The organism is Branchiibius sp. NY16-3462-2, from assembly GCF_001594145.1.
Taxonomy (GTDB): Bacteria; Actinomycetota; Actinomycetes; order Actinomycetales; family Dermatophilaceae; genus Branchiibius.
In genome coordinates this window covers 50,621-72,224 of sequence record NZ_LVCF01000004.1, presented here as the reverse complement: position 1 = coordinate 72,224, position 21,604 = coordinate 50,621, and the positions used below count along the sequence as shown (strand labels likewise).

18 protein-coding genes and 1 tRNA gene are annotated in these 21,604 nt (G+C 68.5%); 7 read left to right on the top strand and 12 right to left on the bottom strand.

Annotated elements, in window-relative coordinates; translation table 11 throughout:
• Positions 1-30: 30 nt before the first annotated feature.
• The 3 genes from AZH51_RS03945 to AZH51_RS03935 all read right to left on the bottom strand — a co-directional run bounded on the left by AZH51_RS03945 (position 31) and on the right by AZH51_RS03935 (position 4,772).
• The gene (locus AZH51_RS03945) at positions 31-1,485 is read right to left on the bottom strand and encodes an NAD(P)/FAD-dependent oxidoreductase (RefSeq protein ID WP_291521569.1); all 1,455 of its coding nucleotides are present in this window, start codon (positions 1,483-1,485) and stop codon (positions 31-33) included.
• Positions 1,482-3,302 (bottom strand): DUF3556 domain-containing protein, encoded by a 1,821-nt coding sequence (locus AZH51_RS03940; RefSeq protein ID WP_291521567.1) that lies wholly within the window; start codon positions 3,300-3,302, stop codon positions 1,482-1,484. The genes AZH51_RS03945 and AZH51_RS03940 overlap by 4 nt, the downstream gene beginning before the upstream one ends.
• A gap of 195 nt (positions 3,303-3,497) precedes the next feature.
• Entirely contained in the window at positions 3,498-4,772 is a 1,275-nt protein-coding gene (locus AZH51_RS03935) for a helix-turn-helix domain-containing protein (protein WP_291521565.1), read from the bottom strand.
• A gap of 130 nt (positions 4,773-4,902) precedes the next feature.
• On the opposite strand from AZH51_RS03935, the gene AZH51_RS03930 reads away from it, so the two are divergent.
• Positions 4,903-6,402, top strand: a complete 1,500-nt coding sequence (locus AZH51_RS03930; protein WP_291521563.1) for a class I adenylate-forming enzyme family protein — start codon at positions 4,903-4,905, stop codon at positions 6,400-6,402.
• 91 nt (positions 6,403-6,493) lie between these two features.
• Positions 6,494-6,919 carry an organic hydroperoxide resistance protein gene (locus AZH51_RS03925; RefSeq protein WP_291521561.1) on the top strand — a complete coding sequence of 142 codons (426 nt, stop codon included), beginning with the start codon at positions 6,494-6,496 and terminating at the stop codon, positions 6,917-6,919.
• A 26-nt stretch (positions 6,920-6,945) separates the two neighbouring features.
• On the opposite strand, the gene AZH51_RS03920 is transcribed toward AZH51_RS03925, so the two are convergent.
• Positions 6,946-8,178 (bottom strand): dipeptidyl aminopeptidase, encoded by a 1,233-nt coding sequence (locus AZH51_RS03920; protein WP_291521559.1) that lies wholly within the window; start codon positions 8,176-8,178, stop codon positions 6,946-6,948.
• 93 nt (positions 8,179-8,271) lie between these two features.
• Between AZH51_RS03920 and AZH51_RS03915 the strand changes: the two genes are divergently transcribed.
• Positions 8,272-8,874, top strand: a complete 603-nt coding sequence (locus AZH51_RS03915; RefSeq protein WP_291521558.1) for a TetR/AcrR family transcriptional regulator — start codon at positions 8,272-8,274, stop codon at positions 8,872-8,874.
• 78 nt (positions 8,875-8,952) lie between these two features.
• Here AZH51_RS03915 and AZH51_RS03910 read toward each other — a convergent pair.
• The 6 genes from AZH51_RS03910 to AZH51_RS03885 all read right to left on the bottom strand — a co-directional run bounded on the left by AZH51_RS03910 (position 8,953) and on the right by AZH51_RS03885 (position 14,886).
• Positions 8,953-9,028 (bottom strand) — tRNA-Ala (locus AZH51_RS03910).
• A 59-nt stretch (positions 9,029-9,087) separates the two neighbouring features.
• Positions 9,088-10,041: a hypothetical protein gene (locus AZH51_RS03905; RefSeq protein WP_291521556.1), complete on the bottom strand. Its 954-nt coding sequence runs from the start codon at positions 10,039-10,041 to the stop codon at positions 9,088-9,090.
• An 89-nt stretch (positions 10,042-10,130) separates the two neighbouring features.
• Positions 10,131-10,739, bottom strand: a complete 609-nt coding sequence (locus AZH51_RS03900) for a GNAT family protein (RefSeq protein WP_291521554.1) — start codon at positions 10,737-10,739, stop codon at positions 10,131-10,133.
• Positions 10,732-11,208, bottom strand: coding sequence for a molybdenum cofactor biosynthesis protein B (locus tag AZH51_RS03895; RefSeq protein ID WP_291521552.1), 477 nt, complete (start codon positions 11,206-11,208; stop codon positions 10,732-10,734). The genes AZH51_RS03900 and AZH51_RS03895 overlap by 8 nt, the downstream gene beginning before the upstream one ends.
• Complete coding sequence (gene moaC, locus AZH51_RS03890; protein WP_291521550.1) at positions 11,201-11,689, bottom strand: cyclic pyranopterin monophosphate synthase MoaC; 489 nt, start codon at positions 11,687-11,689, stop codon at positions 11,201-11,203. Before moaC ends, AZH51_RS03895 begins: the two co-directional genes overlap by 8 nt.
• Before the next feature lie 47 nt (positions 11,690-11,736).
• Positions 11,737-14,886, bottom strand: coding sequence for a carboxyl transferase domain-containing protein (locus AZH51_RS03885; RefSeq protein WP_291521548.1), 3,150 nt, complete (start codon positions 14,884-14,886; stop codon positions 11,737-11,739).
• Between the two features lie 50 nt (positions 14,887-14,936).
• Here AZH51_RS03885 and AZH51_RS03880 point away from each other — a divergent pair, with 50 nt between their 5' ends.
• Together AZH51_RS03880 and AZH51_RS03875 are read left to right on the top strand one after the other, a co-directional pair.
• Entirely contained in the window at positions 14,937-15,575 is a 639-nt protein-coding gene (locus tag AZH51_RS03880) for a TetR/AcrR family transcriptional regulator (RefSeq protein ID WP_291521546.1), read from the top strand.
• A complete protein-coding gene (locus AZH51_RS03875; RefSeq protein WP_291521544.1) occupies positions 15,572-17,290 on the top strand; it encodes an AMP-binding protein in 1,719 nt (572 codons plus the stop codon). Before AZH51_RS03880 ends, AZH51_RS03875 begins: the two co-directional genes overlap by 4 nt.
• 1 nt (position 17,291) lies before the next feature.
• Here AZH51_RS03875 and glp read toward each other — a convergent pair whose 3' ends face one another.
• Both glp and galU read right to left on the bottom strand, forming a co-directional pair.
• Entirely contained in the window at positions 17,292-18,470 is a 1,179-nt protein-coding gene (gene glp, locus AZH51_RS03870; protein WP_291521542.1) for a gephyrin-like molybdotransferase Glp, read from the bottom strand.
• Between the two features lie 15 nt (positions 18,471-18,485).
• Positions 18,486-19,424, bottom strand: a complete 939-nt coding sequence (galU, locus tag AZH51_RS03865; protein WP_291521540.1) for a UTP--glucose-1-phosphate uridylyltransferase GalU — start codon at positions 19,422-19,424, stop codon at positions 18,486-18,488.
• Between the two features lie 34 nt (positions 19,425-19,458).
• Between galU and AZH51_RS03860 the strand changes: the two genes are divergently transcribed.
• Entirely contained in the window at positions 19,459-20,022 is a 564-nt protein-coding gene (locus AZH51_RS03860; RefSeq protein ID WP_291521538.1) for a 5-formyltetrahydrofolate cyclo-ligase, read from the top strand.
• Between the two features lie 43 nt (positions 20,023-20,065).
• Positions 20,066-21,604 (top strand): potassium/proton antiporter, encoded by a 1,539-nt coding sequence (locus AZH51_RS03855; RefSeq protein ID WP_291521535.1) that lies wholly within the window; start codon positions 20,066-20,068, stop codon positions 21,602-21,604.

Here is a 21,604-nt window from a genome sequence, read left to right as displayed (position 1 = left end):
GCGTAGGACAAATCAGGGTGGAAGGGCACGTCAGCGCAGCGTTTGCGGCGACGGCTCGGTGCGCACAGCGTCCGCCGGCAGTGCCCGCAGTGCTCGCTGGGCGGCGAGGTACCCGGAGACACCGTGGGCACCCGGCCCGGGAGGCACCGCCGCCGAACACAGATAGACCCCGTCCGCACCCGTTTCGTACGGGTTGACGGCCAGACGTGGTCCCAACAACATCTGCTTCGGCGTCTTGAGCCCGGTGACGATGTCACCACCGGCGAAGTTGGGGTTGTCGACGGAGATCTGCCGCGGGCTGCGCGGACTGATCTTGAGGACGCGGTCCCGGAAGCCGGGTGCGAAGCGCTCGATCTGCCGCAGGATCGCTTCGGTGGCGTCTCCGGTCCACCCCGCCGGCACGTGCGCGTAGCAGTCGATCGGGACGATGCCGTCCTGACCTCTTCCTGGGTCCGCGACGTGCTGTTGGCCGAGCAGGATGAACGGCCGCTCGGGCATCTGACCCTTCGCCACCTGCCGCTCCGAGCGCGCCGTCTCCTCGTAGCTGCCGGAGACGTGCACGGTGCCGGCGCGGCGAGCCGGCTCGTACGCCCAGGGGATGCCGCCCTCGACCGCCAGGGCCAGTTGGAACGCGCCCGGTCCGCGCTTGAAGCGGCGGTACGCGCGCACCGTGCGGTCCGGCAGCACCCCCGCTGCGATACGGGCCGCCACGTCGGGCGAGGTATCCAACATGACGATGTCGGCGTCACCCAGGTCTCGTACGTCGCCCACGAACCTCCCGGTCTCGACGCGCCCCCCGTGGGCCTCGATGAGGCCGACGAGTGCCTGGGCGATCGTGCCGGAGCCGCCGACGGCCACGGGCCACCCGTACCGATGCGCCGCGGCTCCCAGGGATGTCCCGATGGCAGAGCTGAACGGGACGCTGAATTTCGTGAAGCCATGCGCTGCCACCCCGGCCCACAGTCCACGTCCCTCAGCGGTCCTGAAAAGTTGTGCCGTGACCGCGGCGGGTGCGGGCGAACGCAGGCCGAGCTGCGCCAGGTGTAGGGGGTGGCGCGGGACATGCAGGATCGGTTGCAGGAACTCCTCAGCGATGGTGTCGAAGCGGCGGACGACCGGCCCGAAGAAGGCCTCGTAGCGCCGGGCGTCAGCCCCGAGGGTCTGGGCGGTCTCCTCGACGGACCTCACCACTGACGCTCCGCGGCCGCTGTCGAGAGGGTGCGCGAACTGCACCGGTGGCTGCGACCAGCGGACCCCGGCTGCCTGCAGGTCGAAGCGTCGACCGAACTGGGACGCAGCCGCGAAGGGGTGGAACCCCGAGCACTCGTCGTGGATCAGACCCGGGAGGGTCAGCTCCGCCGATCGGGTTCCTCCCCCCGCGACGTCGGCACCCTCGTAGACGGTGACCTCGACGCCGGCGGCGGCGAGGGTGAGGCCGGCAGCGAGTCCATTGGGTCCGCTGCCGACCACGACGGCTCGCGTCACGAGGTCGCTCCACTGCCGGCGACTGTTCTGCTGTCGTCGCGGCGCCACTCGACCTGGGTCGGGATGGGGCCGTTGGGAAGCCACGGCTGCTCAGCCACGAGGTCGTGGACGTTCCAGGTGCCCTCTTCGATGACGCCGAGCGCCGCGTCGATCACCTTGTACCGCTGGACCGACTTGTGGATCGGCTGCGACTCGACCCAGGCGACGATGAACTCACCGGGCTCAAACTGGCAGCGGCGCTGGATGGCCTCGATGAGACGGTAGTTGTGCAGGTGCCCGTCACCGAAGTTGAACCCGATCAGCGAGTTACAGGCGAACTCCCCTTCGCGGATCGTGGCGCGGTCCACGTCGGGGACGTGCGTCAGGATCAGCGAGAACAATCCCCGACCCTGGCTGTGCATCGAGCGCCAGCCGAGGGTCTGCTGCATGGTGATCTCGGCGACCTCAGCCGGGTAACCCATGGCCTGGAGCTGCTCGACCTGGTTCTTGGTCGGTCGCTTCACCAGGTCCAGCTTGGACTCACAACCCGGCTGGAAGGCCCACAGGGCCGAGGCCCAGTTACCGGCGTACTGCCGCATCGCAGGGGTGAAGGCGACCAGGTCCGGCCGCAGGTTGCCAAGGACCGGGAAGAAGCACAATGCGATCACCGCGGCGACGATCAGCCACGGACTGCTGACGTCCGTCACGGCGTACCCGTTCCAGGCCGGGAATCCCGCGAAGAGGAAGACGGCCGTGTAGGCGAACAACAGGTTCCACTCCAGGGGGACAGCCAGCGGGAAGGTCGAGGTGATGAACAAATGGAACACAACCATGAGGGCGACTGCCGCCAACGTGATGAACTTGTTGGTCGAGAACAACAGCACGAGCGGGGTGGCGATCTCGACCAGCGTTCCGCCCAGGTGGCCCAGCGCCTTGCCGGCGATCGACGGCCGGATGTCGTTCGGGAAGTCGCGGTAGTGCGCGCGTCGCAGCGCGCGGGTCGGGATGCACGGGCTGTTGGACACCATCGGGGGCACGACGTTGGCGAAGTGCACGCCGAACTTGGACACACCGGCCCCGATCCACACCGACACGATCAGCAGCTTCAGCAGGATGATCATGTCCACGAACGCGTTGCCCTGTCCGAATCCCAGGACTGGCAGCAGGGCGAACGCCAGGACGGCCGGTCCGTACTGCTCGGCACGGGCCGCGATGAAGATGGTCTTGTCGCGCAGGCCGATGATGACCAGCAGCACCAGCGGGATGATCATCAGCGCGGGCCGCACGAGGCCGTGGTTGTCTCCGGAGACGGCTGCGTCCAGCGCGCTCGACGACTGTCCGGGCAGCACGACTGGAACCGCGAGCGACACCAGCAGCGCGAGGTAGAGAACTACATCCAGCACCGTGCGGCTGTCGCCGGAGGTGCCCGGAACCTTGTCGGGCCACGGAGGCATCCGGATCGTCCCGGGACGGGCCCAGAACAAGATTCCGCCCGTCATCGGCTTGAACTTGCCGGCGATCGGACCCCAGGACCCCGCGACCCCGATCGCCTCGAGGAGCATCGTCCAGAGCACCAGCTTCTGGTAGACGATCGGCTGGTTCCACCACTTGTCTACCTCCCACGGCATCCCGACGCCGGAGGTCAGGGTGATCAGGGTCAGCCCGAGCCCGATGTACAGGAACACCAGCTTGACGACATACGTGGTCGGGATGATCTTCGGCGACCCGAACCCGTACTCGACCCAGTGCAGCGCGAGAGTCTTCACCCGCTCCATGAGTGGCTTGTCGAGGAAGGTATCGGGGTCAACAGGCGGGAACTCGCCGGTCTTGAAGCCCATGGTGAAGCCCTTTCAGTCCGAGGTCACCGGCGGAGCGAGCACGCTCGCGCGACGACTGCTGCGGCAATCGCCGCGAGTCCCGACGCTAGGTCGCCCCAGGGCCTGTGACCTACGTCACAGCATCACCAACCTCGCCCTACTTTTTGTCACTTACGACCAAACGGTGTGTTCCGCGCACAGGTCGAGGACCCGGCGTCACTCGAGCACGGAAGAGCCGAGGAGCCCGGCCAGGGTCAGCGCCACCTCCAGGTCAAGGCGATCCTCGGTGAGGCTGCGTCCGAGGGCTTTCTCGGCAGAACTGACGCGGTACTTGATCGAGTTCTTGTGCATCGTCATGGCCTCCGCCGTCGCGGTGTACGAACTCTGGTGCCGCAAGAAGACCTCGAGGGTCTGCCGGTGCCGTCGCGAGATCTCGTCGGCACCGGCGAGGTCGCCCAGGACGCGGCGCACCCAGGCGCGGGTGCTCTCGATATCGGTGGAGAGCAGTCCGGCGAGCGCCGCTCCCGTTTCGTCGTGGGAGATGACTTGTCGCTCGGTCCGCTTGCGCATCAGCGCTACCCGCTGCATCCGCACGGCTTCGTCGTGGCTGCGCCGGAAACCCTCGACCCCGTCGTGGGCGCTGCCCAGCGCGATCGCGGGCGCGGGCGTCTCATCCAGCCGCCACGAGGCCCACCCCCGGGTGGTGCCGACACTGGAGGGAACGTTGATCCACGCCCACGAGGTGGTCTGGTCATGGCCCACGATCAGCGGCGGGCGGGTCGAGCCCATGGCCCGCGCAAGAGACTTCAGTGCCCGCATCGAGCGGGACAGCTGATCCGAATGATTCTCCGAGTCGAGCCATGCGACAGCCGCAATGTGACGACCGCGCAGCCGGTAGTCCAGCGTTCGCTCCCAGGCGTCGAGCTGGGGAGGTTGGCCGGCCAGCAGGAGTCGTACGACTGCCTCACGCTCGTTGCGCTCGTTGGCCAGCCACGACTCACGCTCCTCCTCGTAGACGCCCACCACACGCTGGGAGATCCAGTCGATGTAGGTGAACACGGCGTCGTTGACCCGGGCGTACGTCGGACCCCGCAGGGACTCATCGTCCAGGGCGATGACGACGAGGAGTGTCTGCTGCATGAGGAACTGGTGACCGAGCCGGTAGGCGCGCACGAGCGCGTTGACGGGAACACCGCGCTGAGCCAGGCGGCGAGCGTATTCGTTGGCGGCGGTCGGCGGCTCGAAGCGCGTGACCTCGATGCCGTGTTGCAGTGAGTGCAGGATCGTATCGACGTTGCCCTCGATGCTGGCCCTGAGTAACTCCACGAGCGCAGGGTCACCGTCGAGCTCCGTGATCGTGGTGGCCAGCAGTGTCCGCATGTCATCCACGACATCGGCGAGGCGTGCGTTGAGGGTGGCCGCGGTTGCTGCGACCGCCGCCGTCACCCGCTCATCATCGGGCGGCTGCGGTCCGGTGGACGCTGTGTTCATGCCCTCACCCTAGATTCATGCGGGACCGTGATCGTGGGTCCGCGGTCGGGTGCCCGATGACGAAGCGATGGCTGATCTTTGGTTGTTGGGTACGAAGCGGCTCACAGCGTCCGCGGCTTACCGTGCGCCTGTGGACAGCTCCTTCGACCTCGCCCAACAGGCCACCACCGTGAGCGACCGCCTGGTCGACCTCCCCTCGTCCCGAGCGCACGAAGACCCTTCGGGTCCGTGTCTTGTCGATGGTCAGCGACGCTGGGACAACGCGACCTTCGCGGCGGCGGTGACCCAGCTGGCTGCCCGGTTCGCAGCCCTCGGCGTCGGCCCGGGCGACACGGTTGCGGTCATGCTGCCCAACCGGATCGAGATCGTCACAGCGATGTTCGCCGCGTGGTGGCGCGGCGCCGCACTGACCCCGATCAACCCTGCACTGACCGACGCGGAGGTCCTCTTCCAACTCGAAGACTCCAGTTCACGTGTCCTGGTGGGCGATCAGCGTTCGACCGGCCTTGCCGAGCGGCTCGGCATCGCATCGATCGACGTCGACACCATGGACGAGCACCCGGTTGCTGCTGACGACCTGGGCGAGCACCTGTCACCTGCGTTGGACGAATTCGCCCTCATCATCTACACCTCCGGCACGACCGGCCGGCCGAAAGGTTGCGTTCTCGACCACGCCAACATCGAGGCCATGGTCAACTCGATCCGGCAGCACCTTAGTCTGACGGCCGACGACCGCAGCCTTCTGGTGCTGCCCCTCTTCCACTGCAACGGCCTGCTCGTCGGTGTCCTCTCCCCGCTCCTCGCGGGCGGCTCCGTGATCATCTCTCCCCGCTTCGACCCGGCGACCTTCTGGGACCTGGTGGAAGAGGAGAAGCCGACGTACTTCTCGGCAGTGCCGACGATGTACGCCCTGATCGACGCACGCACCACCCGGGCTGTCGATTCCTCATCGCTGCGCTTCGTCATCTGCGGTGCGGCACCGATGCCTACCGAGTTGATCAGCCGGTTCGAAGAACGATTCGACGTGACGGTGGTCGAGGGTTACGGACTGTCCGAATGCAGCGTTGCGGCCACGATCAACCCCATTGAGGGGATCCGCAAAGCGGGCACAGTCGGCCTTGCCCTGCCCGGCGTCGAGATCCAGATCGAGCCGGCGGACGGGCACATCGCCGCACCCGGCGAGCGAGGTGAGGTCCTCATCAAGGGCGACATCGTCATGCGCGGATACCTCGGCCGCCCGGAGGAAACCGCCAAGGTGCTCGCCGACGGATGGCTGCACACCGGCGACGTGGGCTATCTCGACGATGACGGCTATCTCACCCTCGTGGATCGCATGAAGGACCTGATCATCCGAGGCGGCGAGAACATCTACCCCAAGGAGGTCGAGAGCGTTCTCTACGAACACCCGGCCGTTCTGGAGGCGGCCGTGGTGGGCCGCCCGGATAGCACCTACGGCGAGGTGCCCGTCGCGTTCGTGGCGTTGCGGCCCGGCACGAGTGTGACGGCAGCAGAGCTCGAGGAGCACTGCTCCGCCGTCCTGGCGCGCTTCAAAGTGCCCAGAGAAATCAACTTTGCTGCCTCGCTGCCCAAGAACTCGGTGGGCAAGCTGATGAAGTCACAACTCCTCTGAGCGCGGAGGTCTGCTGGATCCACCCGGCCCGCAAGGAGCTGCACGCGCGGTGTCATCATCGGGATACCCCCTTCCTCTCATAGGAGTTCCCATGGACACCTTGGCCAAGACCTTCTACACCGCTTCGGCGACCTCAACCGGTGACGGCCGCAGCGGGCACGTGCGCAGCAGCGACGGAGTGCTCGACCTCGACCTGCTCCCGCCGTCGGAGCACAGCACGCACACCAACCCCGAGCAGTTGTTCGCGGCGGGCTACTCCGCGTGTTTTCACTCCGCCCTGAAGGGCAGCGCCAAGCGGCTGGGTCTTGACGTCAGTGACTCCGCGGTCACCGCCGATGTGTCACTGGGCCAGATCGAGGAGAACCGCTTCGGCCTGGCCGTGACGTTGCATATCGAGCTGGGTGGACTGAGCCAGGAGGACGCCGACCGGTTGGCCGATGTCGCGCACCAGGCCTGCCCCTACTCCAACGCCACCCGCGGCAACATCGAGGTCACCCTGGACGTGCAGGTGGGTTAGGCCGCGAGCAAGACCATCACACCGGCTTATCGCACCCGCTCGTCCAGGAAGTCGAAGAACCGCTGCGCCGCGAGGCCTCGCGCCATGGGCTCGCAGTGACCGGCCGCACCCTCGGCCTCGGTGAAAGAGACGAGCTCCTTCTGCCCCGGCAGCATCTCGTAGAGCTGTTCGGGCTGGCCGGCGAAGTAGCCTTCGCTCTCCGGGTTGGCAATCAGCATCGGTGTGGTGATCCGGGCGGCGAGCTCGGGGGTGATCCGGTAGTCCTGCACCCGCTCGTAGGCCTGTGCGACGCTCGGCTGCCCGTACGGCTTGGTCCGCCAGGCGATCATCCGGCGGGCGGGCGCCGGCAGGTGTTGCAGGTCGGCCGCGAGACGGTCGTTCTCGCCCGCCTCGATCATCGCGATTCTGTCCTCGCCGAGCAGACCCCTCCATGCCGCCGAGACATCGACCACTCCCCCGTCGATGACCGCGGCGGCGAAACGGTGCTCGAACGCCAGGGCTCGCGGGCCCCAGAATCCGCCCTGGCTGACCGCGTAGAGGACCAGACGGTCCTCGTCGACCTCCGGTCGGCCCAGTGCGTAGTCGACCACGGGCCCCAGGACGTTCTCCCAGTCGTGCCGGAAAGGGACACCGCGCTCGAACAGCATCCGTTGCTGCCCCGGGCCGTCGAAGAGGATCACGTTGTATCCCCTGGTCGCCGCCTCCAGCCCGTATCCGGGATACAGGTAGCTGGTGGCCCCGTCGGCTCCGTTCGCCAGGACGATCGTCTTCTTCGGGCCGTCGCCGGGCGCCGCGAAGAACCACCCGGGCATCGTCGACGCGCCGGTCGCATCTGTATACGGGATCTCGATCGGCTCCGGCGGATTGTCAAGAAGAGCGAGGTATTGCTCCCAGCAGCGGCGGTAGGCGGCGAACGCGCGCGTCAGGACGGTCTCGGGGTCCTCCAGGCCATCGACCATCAGGATGACCGGTGTGTAATACGTCGCGGCGCGCAGGAGGGTGTTGCGTGCGCTGACCCGGTGCCCGCGCCGCAGGCTCTCTTCGCCGATCGACGCGACCCGGTCGGCTGTGGCCTCCCATTCCGCGACCCAGGATGCGACGTCCCCGTCAACGATCCGGTCGACGGTGGCGAGGGTCTCTCCGGTGTCGGCCGCCCCCACGTACACGCGACCGAGCATCGCCCTGGTCATGGAGTTCATCGCGCCGTCCTCGAAGAACGTTGAGCGAGCCCCGCTACGGGGCTGGACGGATACCACCATCGTCGTCTCCTCTCATTCACAAGAAAGTATTTACTTTCTAAACCCACGGTAGGTCATCTTGGCAAGAAAGGCAATACTTTCTAAGATCGCCTCGTGACCTCCTCCACGCCCACCTCGGCCCCTCGCCGCCGCCGCGGGCGCGAGCTCGAAGCCGCGATCCTGGATGCAGGGTGGGCCGAGCTCGTCGCCACCGGCTACGGCAACCTGACCATGGACTCGGTGGCCAGGCGGGCGGGCACCAGCGAGCCCGTGCTGTACCGCCGCTGGCCGAACAAGGACGAACTGGTGCTCGCGGCACTGGCGCACTACCGGGCCGAGCACACCCTCGAGCTGCCCGACACCGGGACGCTTCGGGGAGACCTGATTGCCGCCCTCACCGGGATGGGCGCATCCGGAGACAGCTTCTTCCTACCCGCTGTCGCCGCCGCATTCGGCGGGCTCGCAGCGCGGACCGGTCTCAGCCCGGAGCAGGTGCGTGACCGGGTCTTCGGCGACCAGCGCGCGTCGCGGATGATGACCCTCTACGAGCGTGCCGACGAGCGCGGCGAGATCGATCTGGCGCAGATCGATCCGGCCGTGCTCGCCCTGCCCTTCGACCTCATCCGGCACGACTTGTTGATGAATCCGGAGCCGGTGTCCGACGAGCGCATCAGAACCATCGTCGACACCATGCTTCTGCCCCTCGTGCGTCGCTGACGAGAGCCACGGGAGTGCGCACCGCACCTCACCATGAGAAATGACCGGGCGATCAAGCGTGCCCGGTCATCAGTGGTTTGGTGGAGCTGAGGGGATTCGAACCCCTGGCCTTCTCATTGCGAACGAGACGCGCTACCAACTGCGCCACAGCCCCTTGAAGCGGAAGCAACCATAACATCGGGCCGCCGCAGGCTCCGAATCGGTCGAGCGGCCTCAGCCGGCGCGGTAGACCGGACGCACGTCGTCGTCCTCCAGGTCCAGCGCCATACCGTCGAACGGCAGGTCCTCGACCGGCATCTGCTCGTACGCCGGGGTGACCGCCGCCGGCGCCGGAGCGGGCCGCGGCGCCTCTTCCTTCATCGTGTACGTCGGTCGCGGGACCTGGACGGGCTCCCAAGGGCTGCCGGTGGCCGGCTGGGGTACTTCGACCACGGATGCTGCGACCGGGGCCACGTCGTACACCTCGTGCACGGGTGCGTAGACCGGCTCGACGGTGTTCACGGCAGCCGGAGCCACGGGAGCCTGCAACGGCTGCCGGCGCGCACCGCCCACCTGCGCCGAGGTCCGGACGGCCGGACGAGGAGCCACTGGTCGACGTACACCGGATGCGGCCTGTTGCTTCAGCGCCGCCGATCGCAACCACGCGACCACACCACCGGTCACCAGCAGCATCAGGATGGGCGACCACCACGGCACCAGGCCGAAGGGCGCCAGCAGCGTCGTGATCACCAACAGCGCCAGCGACACCAGCAGGCAGACCCCGCGGACCTTGCGCCGGTCGAGGCGGCCCAACGCCTTCATCAACCGGTTGCCGACCTGGACCGGCGCCTGCATGATCGACGACTTCTCCTGCACGGCAACCTCTTCCGTCGTAGTGACTGCGGCATCACGGGCCGCCGGGAGGGACCCCGCACGCAACGAGATGCGCTCGGGTTTGACGCTCACTGCGGGCAGCGCGGGCCGCGCCTGCTCACCGTCGAGTTCCATGGCGACCGCACCGCTATCGGCAATCACGCCACGTCGATCAAGAACGCGCATGGCCTCGGAAAAGCGGTCGACCGAGCGCGCCGTCGCCAGTGCCTCGCGGCGACGGATCCAGTGCTGCAACAGATAAGCAGCCCAGATCAGGATGATGACGACGAAGATCAAACTGCTGGGCGCGGGCACGCTCCGACGTTATGGCGTGTGACCTCGGAAACCGCGGATTTGCCTGGTGTGTCGGGGATTCTGTGCCTGCGATGTGCCTGCGGTGGCTACTAACTGACCGTCGCCCGCAACCGTTCGACCAGTGACACCCCGCCGGTCTCCTCCGCGGTGATCGCGAAACTGCGGTGGTCGTGCCACGCACCGTCGATATGCAGGTAGCGCTCGCGGATCCCTTCGTCGCGCAGCCCGAGTTTGGCTGCGACGCGGAGGGATCGGGCGTTGTCCGGCCGGATGTTGACCTCGACACGGTGCAATCCACACGGCCCGAACGCGTGATCGATCAGCATCGCCAGGGCGCACGGCGTGATCCCCCGTCCGGCGAACCGTTGGCTGATCCAGTACCCCGCCGCCCCCGAGAGCAGTGCTCCGCGGCTGATCCCGAACAGGTGCATCTGGCCGCCCAGGCGACCATCCACCTCGACCGCGAACGGCAGCATCCGTCCGTGCCGGGCTTCTTGATTCTGCTCGCGGACCAGCTCCCCGAAGCTCACGATGCGCGGCCCCTTGGGGGAGGTCGAGTCCCAGGGTCGCGTCCACGCCGCATTGGCCTCCCGCAACGTCATGAACTCGCGCTTGTCAGCGCGAGACCGCAACGGCCGCAGGACGACCCGCGTGCCGTTCCAGTCCTGCTCCAACCGCACCGGCCACACGCTAGCCATGGTCGCCACCGGCGATCTGCTGGACGGCATGCACCAGCACCGGCTCCAGCACCGCGATCGCATCGCGCACGCCCCCGGACGAGCCGGGCAGGTTCACGATCAGTGTCCGGTCGGCCAGTCCGGCGAGCCCCCGCGACAGCATCGCCGTGGGGACGCCGGCCGTGACTCCAGCGGCCCGCAGTGCCTCCGCGATACCCGGCACCTCGCTGGTCAGTAGCGGCGCGGTCTGTTCCGGCGTCTGATCGGTGGGCGTCAATCCCGTTCCGCCCGTTGTGAGTACGACGTCCGCGCCCCCGGCGATGGCTGCACGCAACGCCTCCCCGACGGGTGGGCCATCGGGTACGACGACCGGTGGCGAGCACTCGAAACCCCACCCCCGCAGCGCGTCCACCAGCAGCGGGCCGGAGCGATCGGCGTACGTGCCGTTGGCGGCCCGGTTGGAGCAGGTGATCACGACGGCGTCAGGCATCCTCGGCCCAATCCCCTGACCGGCCACCGGATTTGGCGACGACGCGCACATCGGTGATCCGGGCGTGCTTGTCGACCGCCTTGATCATGTCGATCAACGCGAGCGCCGCGACCGAGACACTGGTCAGCGCTTCCATCTCGATGCCGGTGCGGTCCGCAGTGCGCACCGTGGCGTCGATCTGCACCCCCTCGTCGTGGACGGCCAGGTCGACCGACACCGCGTGTACGGCGACCGGATGCGCCAGCGGGATCAGCGCCGGGGTCGCTTTGGCGGCTTGGATCCCCGCGATCCGGGCCACCGCGAGCGCGTCACCCTTGGGTACGGTCCGATCGCGCAGCGCGGCGACCGCGGCGGAGGACAACAGGACCAAGCCCCGGGCGGATGCGCTACGGGCCGTGATCGGTTTGGCCGACACGTCGACCATCGCGGCGCTGCCGTCGGCCCGCACATGGGTCAGCCGGGGCGCTTCGTTGCTGGTCACCTACCTATTGTGCCGCGCGCCAACCACCAATTCTCGATTCGGCCGGACTAGCTGCGCAGGGTCTGGATCCACCGGCGGGTGTCAGCGGGCTCGATCACGTCGTCCAGTTCGAACACGGTAGCGGCGACCATCGCCTTGCCCTGTGCGTACGCCGCCGCAACCAGCCGGTCGTACTCCGCCTGGCGTTCCTGTGGGTCCTCGATCGCCGCGAGCTCCTTGCGGTAGCCCAACCGGACGGCACCCTCCAGACCCATCGGTCCCATCTCCCCCGTCGGCCAGGCGATGGTGAACTGGGGCGCCCGGAAGGATCCACCCGCCATCGCCATCGCGCCCAGGCCATACGCCTTGCGCAGGATGACTGTGCCCATCGGGACCCGCAGCGCGGCGGTGTCAGCGAACAGCCGCCCGAACCGGGTCACCGTCGCCTCCTTCTCGGCATCCGGGCCGACCATGAAACCCGGTGTGTCACAGAAGGTCACGACGGGCAGCCCGTGGGCGTTGCACACCCGCAGGAAGTCACGCAGCTTGTCCGCACCCGGTGCATCGATCGCGCCGCCCAGGTGCCGGCAGTCGTTGGCGACGATGCCGTACGCCGCGCCGGCCACCCGGCCCAGTCCCGTCCGGATACCGGGGGCGTAATCGGCCCGCAGTTCGAGGAAGGATCCCTCGTCGAGAACTCCGGTCAGGGCACGGTGCACGTCGTAGGAACGCATCCGGTCCTGGGGTACGGCGTGCTGGGCGATCCGGGGGTCCGGCGCCGTCCAGTCGCTCGAATCGCCCTGGAAATAGGACAGGTACGTGCGAGCGGTTGCCACCGCATCGGCGTCGTCCTCGGCGACGACGTGCACGACCCCGTTGCGTCGCTGGACCTCGACCGGGCCGACATCCGCAGCGCGCACGACCCCCAGACCACCGCCCTCGATCATCGCCGGACCGCCCATCCCGATACTCGCCTCGGGTGTCGCGATCACCACGTCGCAGACTCCCAACAACGCGGCGTTGCCGGCGAAGCAGTTGCCGGAGACGACTCCGACCAGCGGCACGAGCCCGGACAGCGCACCCATCGCACGGAACGTCCCGACGTCCAGTCCGGTAATGCCCGAGACGTCGGTGTCACCGGGACGCCCACCTCCGCCCTCGGTGAAGAAGACGACCGGCAGCCGACGGTGATGGGCGACCTCCAGCATCCGGTCGGTCTTGGCGTGGTTGCGCACCCCCTGGGTGCCGGCCAGCACGGTGTAGTCGTAGGACAGGACCACGACCGGCTGCCCGTTGATCTCCGCGGTGCCGCAGACCAACCCGTCTGCCGGCGTGTTGTCGACCAGGTCCTGCTCGCTGCGGCGGGCGCGTTGGGCCGCAATGGCCAGGCCGCCGTACTCCACGAACGAGCCGTCATCGACCAGGTCGGCGATGTTCTCCCGCGCCGTGCGCCGGCCCTTGGCGTGCCACCGGGCGATCGCCTCCGGCCGGGAGTCGTCCAGCAGCCGCGCCTGGCGGTCGCGCACGTCCTCCAGATCGTCGCGCGGGGCGTCCAGGTCGGCCTCGACCCTGTTGTCGCCGGAGGTGTCGGCGCCCACCGACTCGACCACGAGCAACGCCTGACCGGCCTCGACCTGATCGTCGAGGGACACCAGGTGCCGCACCACGCGCACCGGTGCCTCGTGCGTCAGGGGGTGCGCCATCTTCATGGCTTCGACGACGGCCAGATCGCTGCCGGCGGGCCGGTCGCCGCCGACCATCGCCAGGGCGGCCACCACGCCGGGCATCACCGAGTGGACCGCGAACTGCCCGGGCTCGAGAGCGTCCAGGACCTGCTCATCGGGCACCTCCTCGACAGCACTGGCTGCTGCGTCGGCGATGACGGCTGACCAGTCGTCCTCCAGCCAGGAGGTGCTCAGTCGCCCGCGGGTGAGTCCGTCGGTGGCGGCAATGGACTGCAGCACAGGGATATTGGTCCCCACGCCTACCAGCCGCGTCTCGCTCAGCGCCTGCAGCAATCTGCGCTGTGCGACAGCGCCGGTCGGCCCGGAGCAGATGACCTTCGCCAGCAGGGAGTCGTAGCGCGGGCTGTGCCGCAACCCGGCGTACGCACTGGTGTCGACGCGCACCCCCGGGCCACCCGGCCACTGGACCTCCTGGATCGTGCCCGAGGTGGCATGCACCTCACCGTCCGGGCTCAGCGTTTCGGCGTTCAGCCGGGCCTGGATCGCCATCCCCCGGACCTCGGTGCGCAGCACCTCCTGCTCCAGCAGCTCCGCCATCCTGGCCCCCTGCGCCAACCGCAGTTGGGCCGCCACCAGGTCACTGCCGGTGACCTCTTCGGTGACCGTGTGCTCGACCTGCAAGCGCGGGTTGACCTCCAGGAAGTACGCCGCGTCCTGGGTGACCAGGAACTCCACCGTGGCGACGCCCCGGTAGCCGACGCTCTCGGCGAGACGTTTCGCACCCTCGGCCATCCGATCCCGAAGAGCCACCGGTAGCTGCGGCGCCGGTGCCATCTCGATGACCTTCTGATGGCGGCGCTGGACCGAACAGTCCCGGTCGCCCAGGGTCAGTGCCACCTGACCGTCGGCGACGACCTGCACCTCGATGTGTCGGGCGCTGGTCACGAGCGCTTCGGCGTAGATCCGTCCGTCACCGAAACCGGCCTGCGCCTCGTCCCGGCAGCGCTGCATCTGCTCCTCGACCTGGTCGGGATCGGTGACCTGACGGATCCCGCGACCGCCACCACCGGCAACCGCTTTGATCATCACGCCGCCGGGATGCTCGGCCAGCAGGGCGCGCACCTGCGCCGGTTCCGGGTCGATGCCGGTGCCCGGTGTCAGGTCCAGGCCCGCTTCCGTAGCGGCCGCCCGGGCCCGGGTCTTGTCACCGAAGAGTTCCAGCGTGCCTGCCGACGGCCCGACGAAGACCAGACCGGCGGTCTCGCACAACCGGGCGAAATCGGCGTTCTCCGAACCGAATCCGTACCCCGGGTGGACCAGGGCACCCGCAGGTGCGGCCGCCACGATCGCGGCGAAGTCCAGATAGGCGGCCGGGCCACTCTGGGGCAGCGCCACGGCCTCGTCGGCGAGCCGGACGCCCATCGTCTCCGCCTCGTCTGCCGCATGGACGATCACCGTGCGCTGCCCCAGTTCCTTCGCCGAGCGAATGATCCGGACAGCTATCTCGCCGCGGTTGGCCACCAATACAGTCACAGCTAGCCATGCTCATTGACATTGACGTCAATGTCAATCACGATGACCACGTGACCGATGGCAACGGATGGGTAGTGCGCGATGCCCGCGAGCGCAGCCACACCCAGCGCCATCAGCAGTTGCTCACCGCTGCCGAGCAGGTGTTCGCCGAGCGCGGCTACGACGAGGCAACGATGGCCGACATCACTGCCGGCGCAGGAGTTTCGCGCGCCACCGCCTACGTCTACTTCTCCTCCAAGGAGGACGTTCTCCTGGCGCTGGCCCAGCAGGTCGTGGCCGAGTTCATCGCCGCGCAGGACGTGCCGCCCGGCGATCCGTGGACGGTGCTCTCGCAGACCTGCCGTCGCACGGCGCAGGCCCTGTGGGTGCACGGGCCCCTGCTGGAGGTCATGACCGAACGAGCCCGCCGCAACGAGGACATCCGGGCGCTGCACGACGAGTTGTGGCACCGCCCGGTCCGCCGCTTTGCGCGCTACCTCGAGCGGGAGCGCGCGGCCGGCACGATCCACCCGGTGGCCTCCAGCAGCATCGTCGCCGAATTCATCTCCTCGACCCTGCGCAGTGGGGCGCTGGACCGGCGTACCCAATCCCGTTCCGCCCAGAACAAATTCGTTGATTCCGTCATCGAGGTCGGAGCCACGCTCATCGGCATCGATCCGTCCTCGCACACCCACCAGGAGCAGTCATGACAGCAACGCCGCTGCGGCCCAGCTACGACTCGGCCCTCGAAGAGATCCGCTCGCTGCAGAGGGCGAACTGGCCCGAGCAGGTGCCGCAGGACCCGACGGGTCTGCCCGGCCTGGCCGGGATCACCGACTACCTGTGGCACTGGGCGGACCACGCTCCGGACGCACCGGCGCTCTCGTTCTACGGACTCACCTGGGACTACCGCACGTTGGCCGATCAGGCACTGCGGTGGGCGGGTTGGCTCCGGGCAGCAGGGGTCGAGCCTGGCGCCCGGGTCGGCGTCCTGGCCGGCAACTGCCCGCAGTTCACGGCGATCATGTTGGGCACGCTGGCCGCGGGATGTGTGCACGTGCCGATCAACCCGATGTTCCGTGAGCACGAACTGACCCACGAACTCACCGACGCCGGGGTAAGCGTGCTGGTTGCCGAGGAACCGCTGCTGCCCCTGGTCCGCTCGGTCCTGGACCGCACCCCCGTACGCCGAGTCCTGCGTCTGGCGCCCAGCGCACCGTTGGTCGCGGCCGGGCTACCGCTACCCGACGTACTCGTTGCGCCAATCCAGGATGCTCCGGAGCCGGAATGGCATGCCGCAGTTGCCGATTCGACACCCATCACGCCGCAGGCAGCCGATCCGGACGCCCTGGCCGCACTGAACTACACCGGCGGCACCACCGGTATGCCCAAGGGCTGCGAGCACACGCAGGGCGACATGGTCTACACGGCGGTCACCATCACGGCCGCCCAGGGACAGCGGGTCGGGCAGGAGCGATCGGCCAGCATCATCTTCGTGCCGATCTTCTGGATCGCCGGCGAGGACTTCGGCATTCTGGGTCCCCTCGTCAACGGCGGACAGGTGCACCTGCTGCGCCGCTGGGACGTGTCGCTGGTGCTGGACCTCATCGAGAACCAGCACGCGACGACCATGCTCGGCACGGTCGACAACTACGTGGAGTTGCTCGAGCAGGCACCCGGTCGTGATCTGTCCTCGCTTCATACCGCCCTGGCGATGTCGTTCGTCCTGAAGCTGACCCCACAGATCCGTCAGGAGTGGCGGGAGGTGACGGGCCACGTGATCCGGGAGGCGTCGTACGGGATGACCGAGACCCACACCGGTGACACGATCACGCTCGGCTTCCAGGACGGGGACCGCGATCTGACTGCCGAGCCGGTCTTCTGCGGACTGCCGGTGCCGGGCACCGACATCCTGATCGTCGACGACGAGTTGGGTCCGGTGCCGGTGGGCACGGCCGGGCAGATCATCGTGCGCAGCCCCTCGCTGCTGAAGGGCTACTTCGGGCGACCGGACGACACGGCCGCTGCCCTGCACGACGGGTGGTTGCACACCGGCGACACCGGTCGGCTGGACGAGTGGGGCGCGCTGCACTACCTGGGGCGCAACAAGGAGATGATCAAGGTCAGCGGGATGAGCGTCTTCCCCTCGGAGGTGGAGGCCATCCTGCGACTGCACCCCGAGGTCGCCACCCTGGCCGTCGTCCCGATGCCCGACGCCGACCGCGGTCAGCTTCCCCTGGCGTTCGTCGAGCTGATCCCGGAGGCGTCGGTCACCGCGGAAGAACTCACGACCTGGGCCCGCGACAACATGGCGCCGTACAAGGTGCCGGTCGTGGAGGTGGTCAGCGGACTGCCGATGACGGCGACGGGCAAGGTGAAGAAGGGCGAACTGTTCGAGCGGGCCCGCGAGCGTGCCGAGGGCTGAGTCAGCGGCCGGGGAATCCGATCACATCGACCCAGTCGCCGACGGCGATATCCGGCGATCCTGCGGGCACGATGGCCAGTCCGTCGGCTCCGGCGAGGCCACCGATCAGGTGTGATCCATGACCGCCGGCGGGCTCGACCCGACCGTCACCGGTGAAGCGGATCCGGGCGAACTGGGCGCGGTGGTCGACCCGTCGCCAGGGCGCCGCCGCCTGCACCCGCACGGTCCGGATCGGTGAGAGGTCACCGCTCATCGCGCGCAGCGCCGGCGCCACCAACACCAGGAACGACACGACGACGCTCACCGGGTTGCCGGGCAGCGCGAAAACCGGTGTGCCGTCGAGGATTCCGAAGCCCTGCGGTTTCCCGGGCTGCATCGCCACCGAGTAGAAGTCCAGCTCGCCGGAGTCCTGGAAGGCCAGCTTCAGCGGTTCGTAGGCGCCGGCGCTGACACCACCGGAGGTGATGATCGCATCGGCGCGGTCGGCAACGGAGGTAAGCACCCGGCGTACCTCGTCGGCGGTGTCCCCCACCCGGCCCACGAAGGTCACCTCGTGACCCGCGGCGGAAGCGAGCGCCGCGATCGTCGGACCGTTCGAATCCACCAATTGCCCTGGCAGCAGGTCGGATCCGGCCTCCCGCAACTCATCACCGGTCGACACAACCGCCACACGGGCAGGTCGGCGGACCGAGAGCACGGGCGCTCCGCAGGAGACCAGGGCCGACAACTGGGTCGGTGCGATCCGGGTGCCGGCGGTGAGCACGACGTCACCGGGCCGGACATCGGAACCAGCCGTGCGCACTGCCGTCCCGACCGGCACGGCAGCGGGGAACTGCACCGAAGAGCCTGATACGACAACGTTTTCGACCTGCACCACGGCGTCCGCACCCGCGGGCAGCGGCGCTCCGGTCATGATGCGGGCAGACGAACCGGCCGGCAGGCTCAGCGAACGGGTGTCACCGGCCGGGATGTCCAGGGACACCGGCAGCGTCGCGGGCAGATCAGCGGCCCGGACGGCGTACCCGTCCATGGCCGAGTTGTCGAAGCCGGGCAGCAGGACGTTCGACACCGCATCAGCGGCCAGCGTCGAGCCCACGGACTGCACGGGCGGCACGTCGACCGCCGCCAGCAGCGGCACCCGCTCGCACAACAGCGCGCGGTATTCCTCGGGAGTCAGCAAACCGTCAGCGCCTGCTCAGTGACCCAGATGTGCCGTCTTGCCCGACCGACCGAGCGCCTCATCCGAGCCAGCCCACGCCTGCAGCCACGCCCGGAAGTCCGGTCCGATGTCGCGGTGCCGGACAGCCAACCGCACCACGGCCTTCAGGTAGTCCAACCGGTCCCCGGTGTCGTAGCGCAGGCCCCGGAAGACGACGCCGGTCACGCCGCCGCCCTTCTCCGGCGAACCGGCCAGTTCCACCAGGGCGTCGGTCAGTTGGATCTCTCCGCCCCGGCCGGGCTTGGTGTGCTTGAGCACCTCAAAGACCGAGGGGTCCAACACGTAGCGGCCGATGATCGCCAGGTTGCTCGGCGCCTCACCCACCGCGGGCTTCTCCACCAGCGACTTCACCCGCACGACATCGCCGTCGAGCTCTTCGACGGCCGCGCAGCCGTAGAGATGGATCTGGTCCTCCGGGACCTCCATCAGCGCGACCACCGAGCCGCCGAACTCGTGCCGGGCGGCGATCATGTCCAGCAACAGGTGCTCGGTCTCGTCGATCAAGTCGTCGCCGAGAAGCACCGCGAAGGGTTCGAAACCGACGTGGTCCTCCGCGCACAGCACCGCGTGGCCCAGGCCCAGCGGCTCGCCCTGGCGGATGAAGTGCACGTTGCCGAGGTTCGCGGACTTCTGCACCCGCGCCATCCGCAGCTTGTCGCCCTTCTTCTCCAGCGCCTGCTCCAGCTCCCAGTGCCGGTCGAAGTGGTCCTCCAGCGCTGCCTTGTTGCGACCGGTGACCATCAGCACGTCGTCGATACCGGAGCGGTTGGCCTCCTCCACGACGTACTGGATCGCCGGCTTGTCGACGACCGGCAGCATCTCCTTGGGGATCGCCTTGCTGGCCGGCAGGAACCGGGTGCCCAGGCCCGCGGCGGGGATGACTGCCTTGCGGACCGGGTCCTCGATCGAGATCATGCGCACACCCTATGCGGTCGGGGACACTCGTCAGGTGGATCAGTCCGAAGCTGCGGCCAAGGTCGCATTGCGCCGCGACCTGCGGGGCGCCCGGCGCGAGCGGGTCGCAGCCTCCGACGAGTCGAGCCGCCGTGAGTTGGGCCGGCGCCTCGCGGCGCACCTGGCGCAATTCCTGGCCGATGCACGTACGCCGTGTGTGGCGGTTTTCGAGTCCCTCCCGACCGAGCCACCCACCGAGGAGATCATCGCGACCTTACGATCCGCCGGGTATCAGGTCATCGCTCCGATCCTGCTGGCCGACAAGGACCTGTCCTGGCGCGACCTGGCCACCGACGAGGACCTCGGAGTGACCGCGATCGCCGACGCCGCAGTGATCGTGCTGCCGGCCCTCGCGGTCGATGTGACCGGTCGCCGGTTGGGTCAGGGCGGCGGTTCCTACGACCGGGCGCTGCTGCGCAGCGACCCCGAAGCGCTCCGGCTGGCAGTGGTGTTCGACGACGAGGTGCTGACCGCCGTACCGGCGGATGATCACGACCAGCCGGTGGATGCCGTCCTCACTCCCGACCAGGGCGTGCGGCGCCTGCCACTGCCCGACTGAGAGAATCGGCGCACCGACCCCTACGCACGAGGAGGCCTGCCGCATGCTGCCCTCCTCTCTGAGCGCCATCACGTCGTTCACCCCGGAGGACCTGACCCGCACGCTGGTGATCGGGTCCCTGGTGCTGCTGGTGTCCGTCGCCGCGGTGCGGTTGGCCAACCGATCGGGCCTGCCGACCCTGCTGCTGTATCTGGGCATCGGGCTGATCCTCGGCGAGGCCGGGCTGGGCATCCAGTTCAGCGACCCGCGGCTGACGCAGGTGTTCGGGTATTCGGCGCTCGCACTGATCCTGGCCGAAGGTGGTCTGACCACCAGTTGGGATTCGATCCGACGCAGCGTCGCCCCGGCAGCGGTGCTGTCCACCGTCGGGGTCCTGGTGTCGATCGCCGTCGTCGGTGTCGCCGCGCACTATCTGCTGAACCTCAACTGGCAGGTGGCCTTCCTGCTGGGCGCCATCACCAGCTCCACCGATGCCGCAGCGGTCTTCTCGGTCCTGCGACGGGTGCCGCTGCCGCACCGCCTGACCGGGGTGCTCGAGGCAGAGTCCGGTTTCAACGACGCACCGGTGGTGCTGATCGTGGTCGCTCTCGCCGAGGGCGCGGCGCACCGCAACGAGAGCCCGTGGTGGGTCGTGGTCATCGAGGCGACCCTCGAACTGGTCGGTGGCGCCGCGATCGGTCTGGCCATCGGCTGGGCCGGGTCCTGGATCGGCCAGCGGATCACCGCGACCTCCTCGGCGCTGTTCTCCCTGGCCATCCTGAGCCTGACCGTCCTGGCGTACGGCGTGGCCGACCTCGCGCACACCAGCGGCTTCATCGCGGCGTACCTGTGCGCCCTGGTCATCGGCAACCACCGGCTGCCGCACCGGCAGGCAACCCGCAGTTTCGCCCAGGCGCTGGGCTGGTTGGCCCAGATCGGCTTGTTCGTGATGCTCGGCCTGCTGGCCTCGCCCAAGCGCCTGATGGACCAGTTGGTGCCGGCGATCGTCATCGGCGTGGTGTTGCTCCTGCTGGCCCGGCCGCTGTCGGTGCTGGTCAGCCTGACACCGTTCCGGTTCACGCCACGGGAGATGGCCTTCCTGTCCTGGGCGGGGCTGCGCGGAGCGGTGCCGGTCGTGCTGGCCACGGTCCCGTTGACGGTCGGCACCCCCAACACCGGCTGGATCTTCGACCTGGTCTTCGTCCTGGTGGTGGTGTTCACCATCGTGCAGGCACCGACGCTGCCCTGGTTGGCCCGCCGGCTCGGGATCGCAACCGCCGCGCACACCGTCACCGTGGAGGTCGAGTCCACGCCGCTGGATGAGTTGCACGCTGATCTTCTGCAGGTACGGGTCGGCCCGGAGTCGCGACTCAACGGCGTCGAGATCCACGAGTTGCGGCTGCCCGCGGGGGCGGCGGTGACGCTGGTGGTCCGCGACGGGACGAGCGCCGTTCCCGGCCCGAACACCGTCCTGCGGCACGGCGACGAACTGCTGGTGGTCACCACCGCCGATGCCCGCACGGCCACCTTGCGCCGGATCCAGGCGGTCAGCGCCGGGGGCCGGCTGGCGGGGTGGCGCAAACCACCCTCCAACCGTTCGTAG

Coding starts and splice junctions, on each gene's coding strand:
- AZH51_RS03900 (WP_291521554.1), bottom strand. CDS start 10,739: ATGGCTAGCGTGTGGCCGGTGCGGTTGGAGCAGGACTGGAACGGCACG.
- galU (WP_291521540.1), bottom strand. CDS start 19,424: ATGATCTCGATCGAGGACCCGGTCCGCAAGGCAGTCATCCCCGCCGCG.
- AZH51_RS03875 (WP_291521544.1), top strand. CDS start 15,572: ATGACAGCAACGCCGCTGCGGCCCAGCTACGACTCGGCCCTCGAAGAG.
- AZH51_RS03920 (WP_291521559.1), bottom strand. CDS start 8,178: ATGGTGGTATCCGTCCAGCCCCGTAGCGGGGCTCGCTCAACGTTCTTC.
- AZH51_RS03855 (WP_291521535.1), top strand. CDS start 20,066: ATGCTGCCCTCCTCTCTGAGCGCCATCACGTCGTTCACCCCGGAGGAC.
- AZH51_RS03935 (WP_291521565.1), bottom strand. CDS start 4,772: ATGAACACAGCGTCCACCGGACCGCAGCCGCCCGATGATGAGCGGGTG.
- AZH51_RS03925 (WP_291521561.1), top strand. CDS start 6,494: ATGGACACCTTGGCCAAGACCTTCTACACCGCTTCGGCGACCTCAACC.
- AZH51_RS03940 (WP_291521567.1), bottom strand. CDS start 3,302: ATGGGCTTCAAGACCGGCGAGTTCCCGCCTGTTGACCCCGATACCTTC.
- AZH51_RS03895 (WP_291521552.1), bottom strand. CDS start 11,208: ATGCCTGACGCCGTCGTGATCACCTGCTCCAACCGGGCCGCCAACGGC.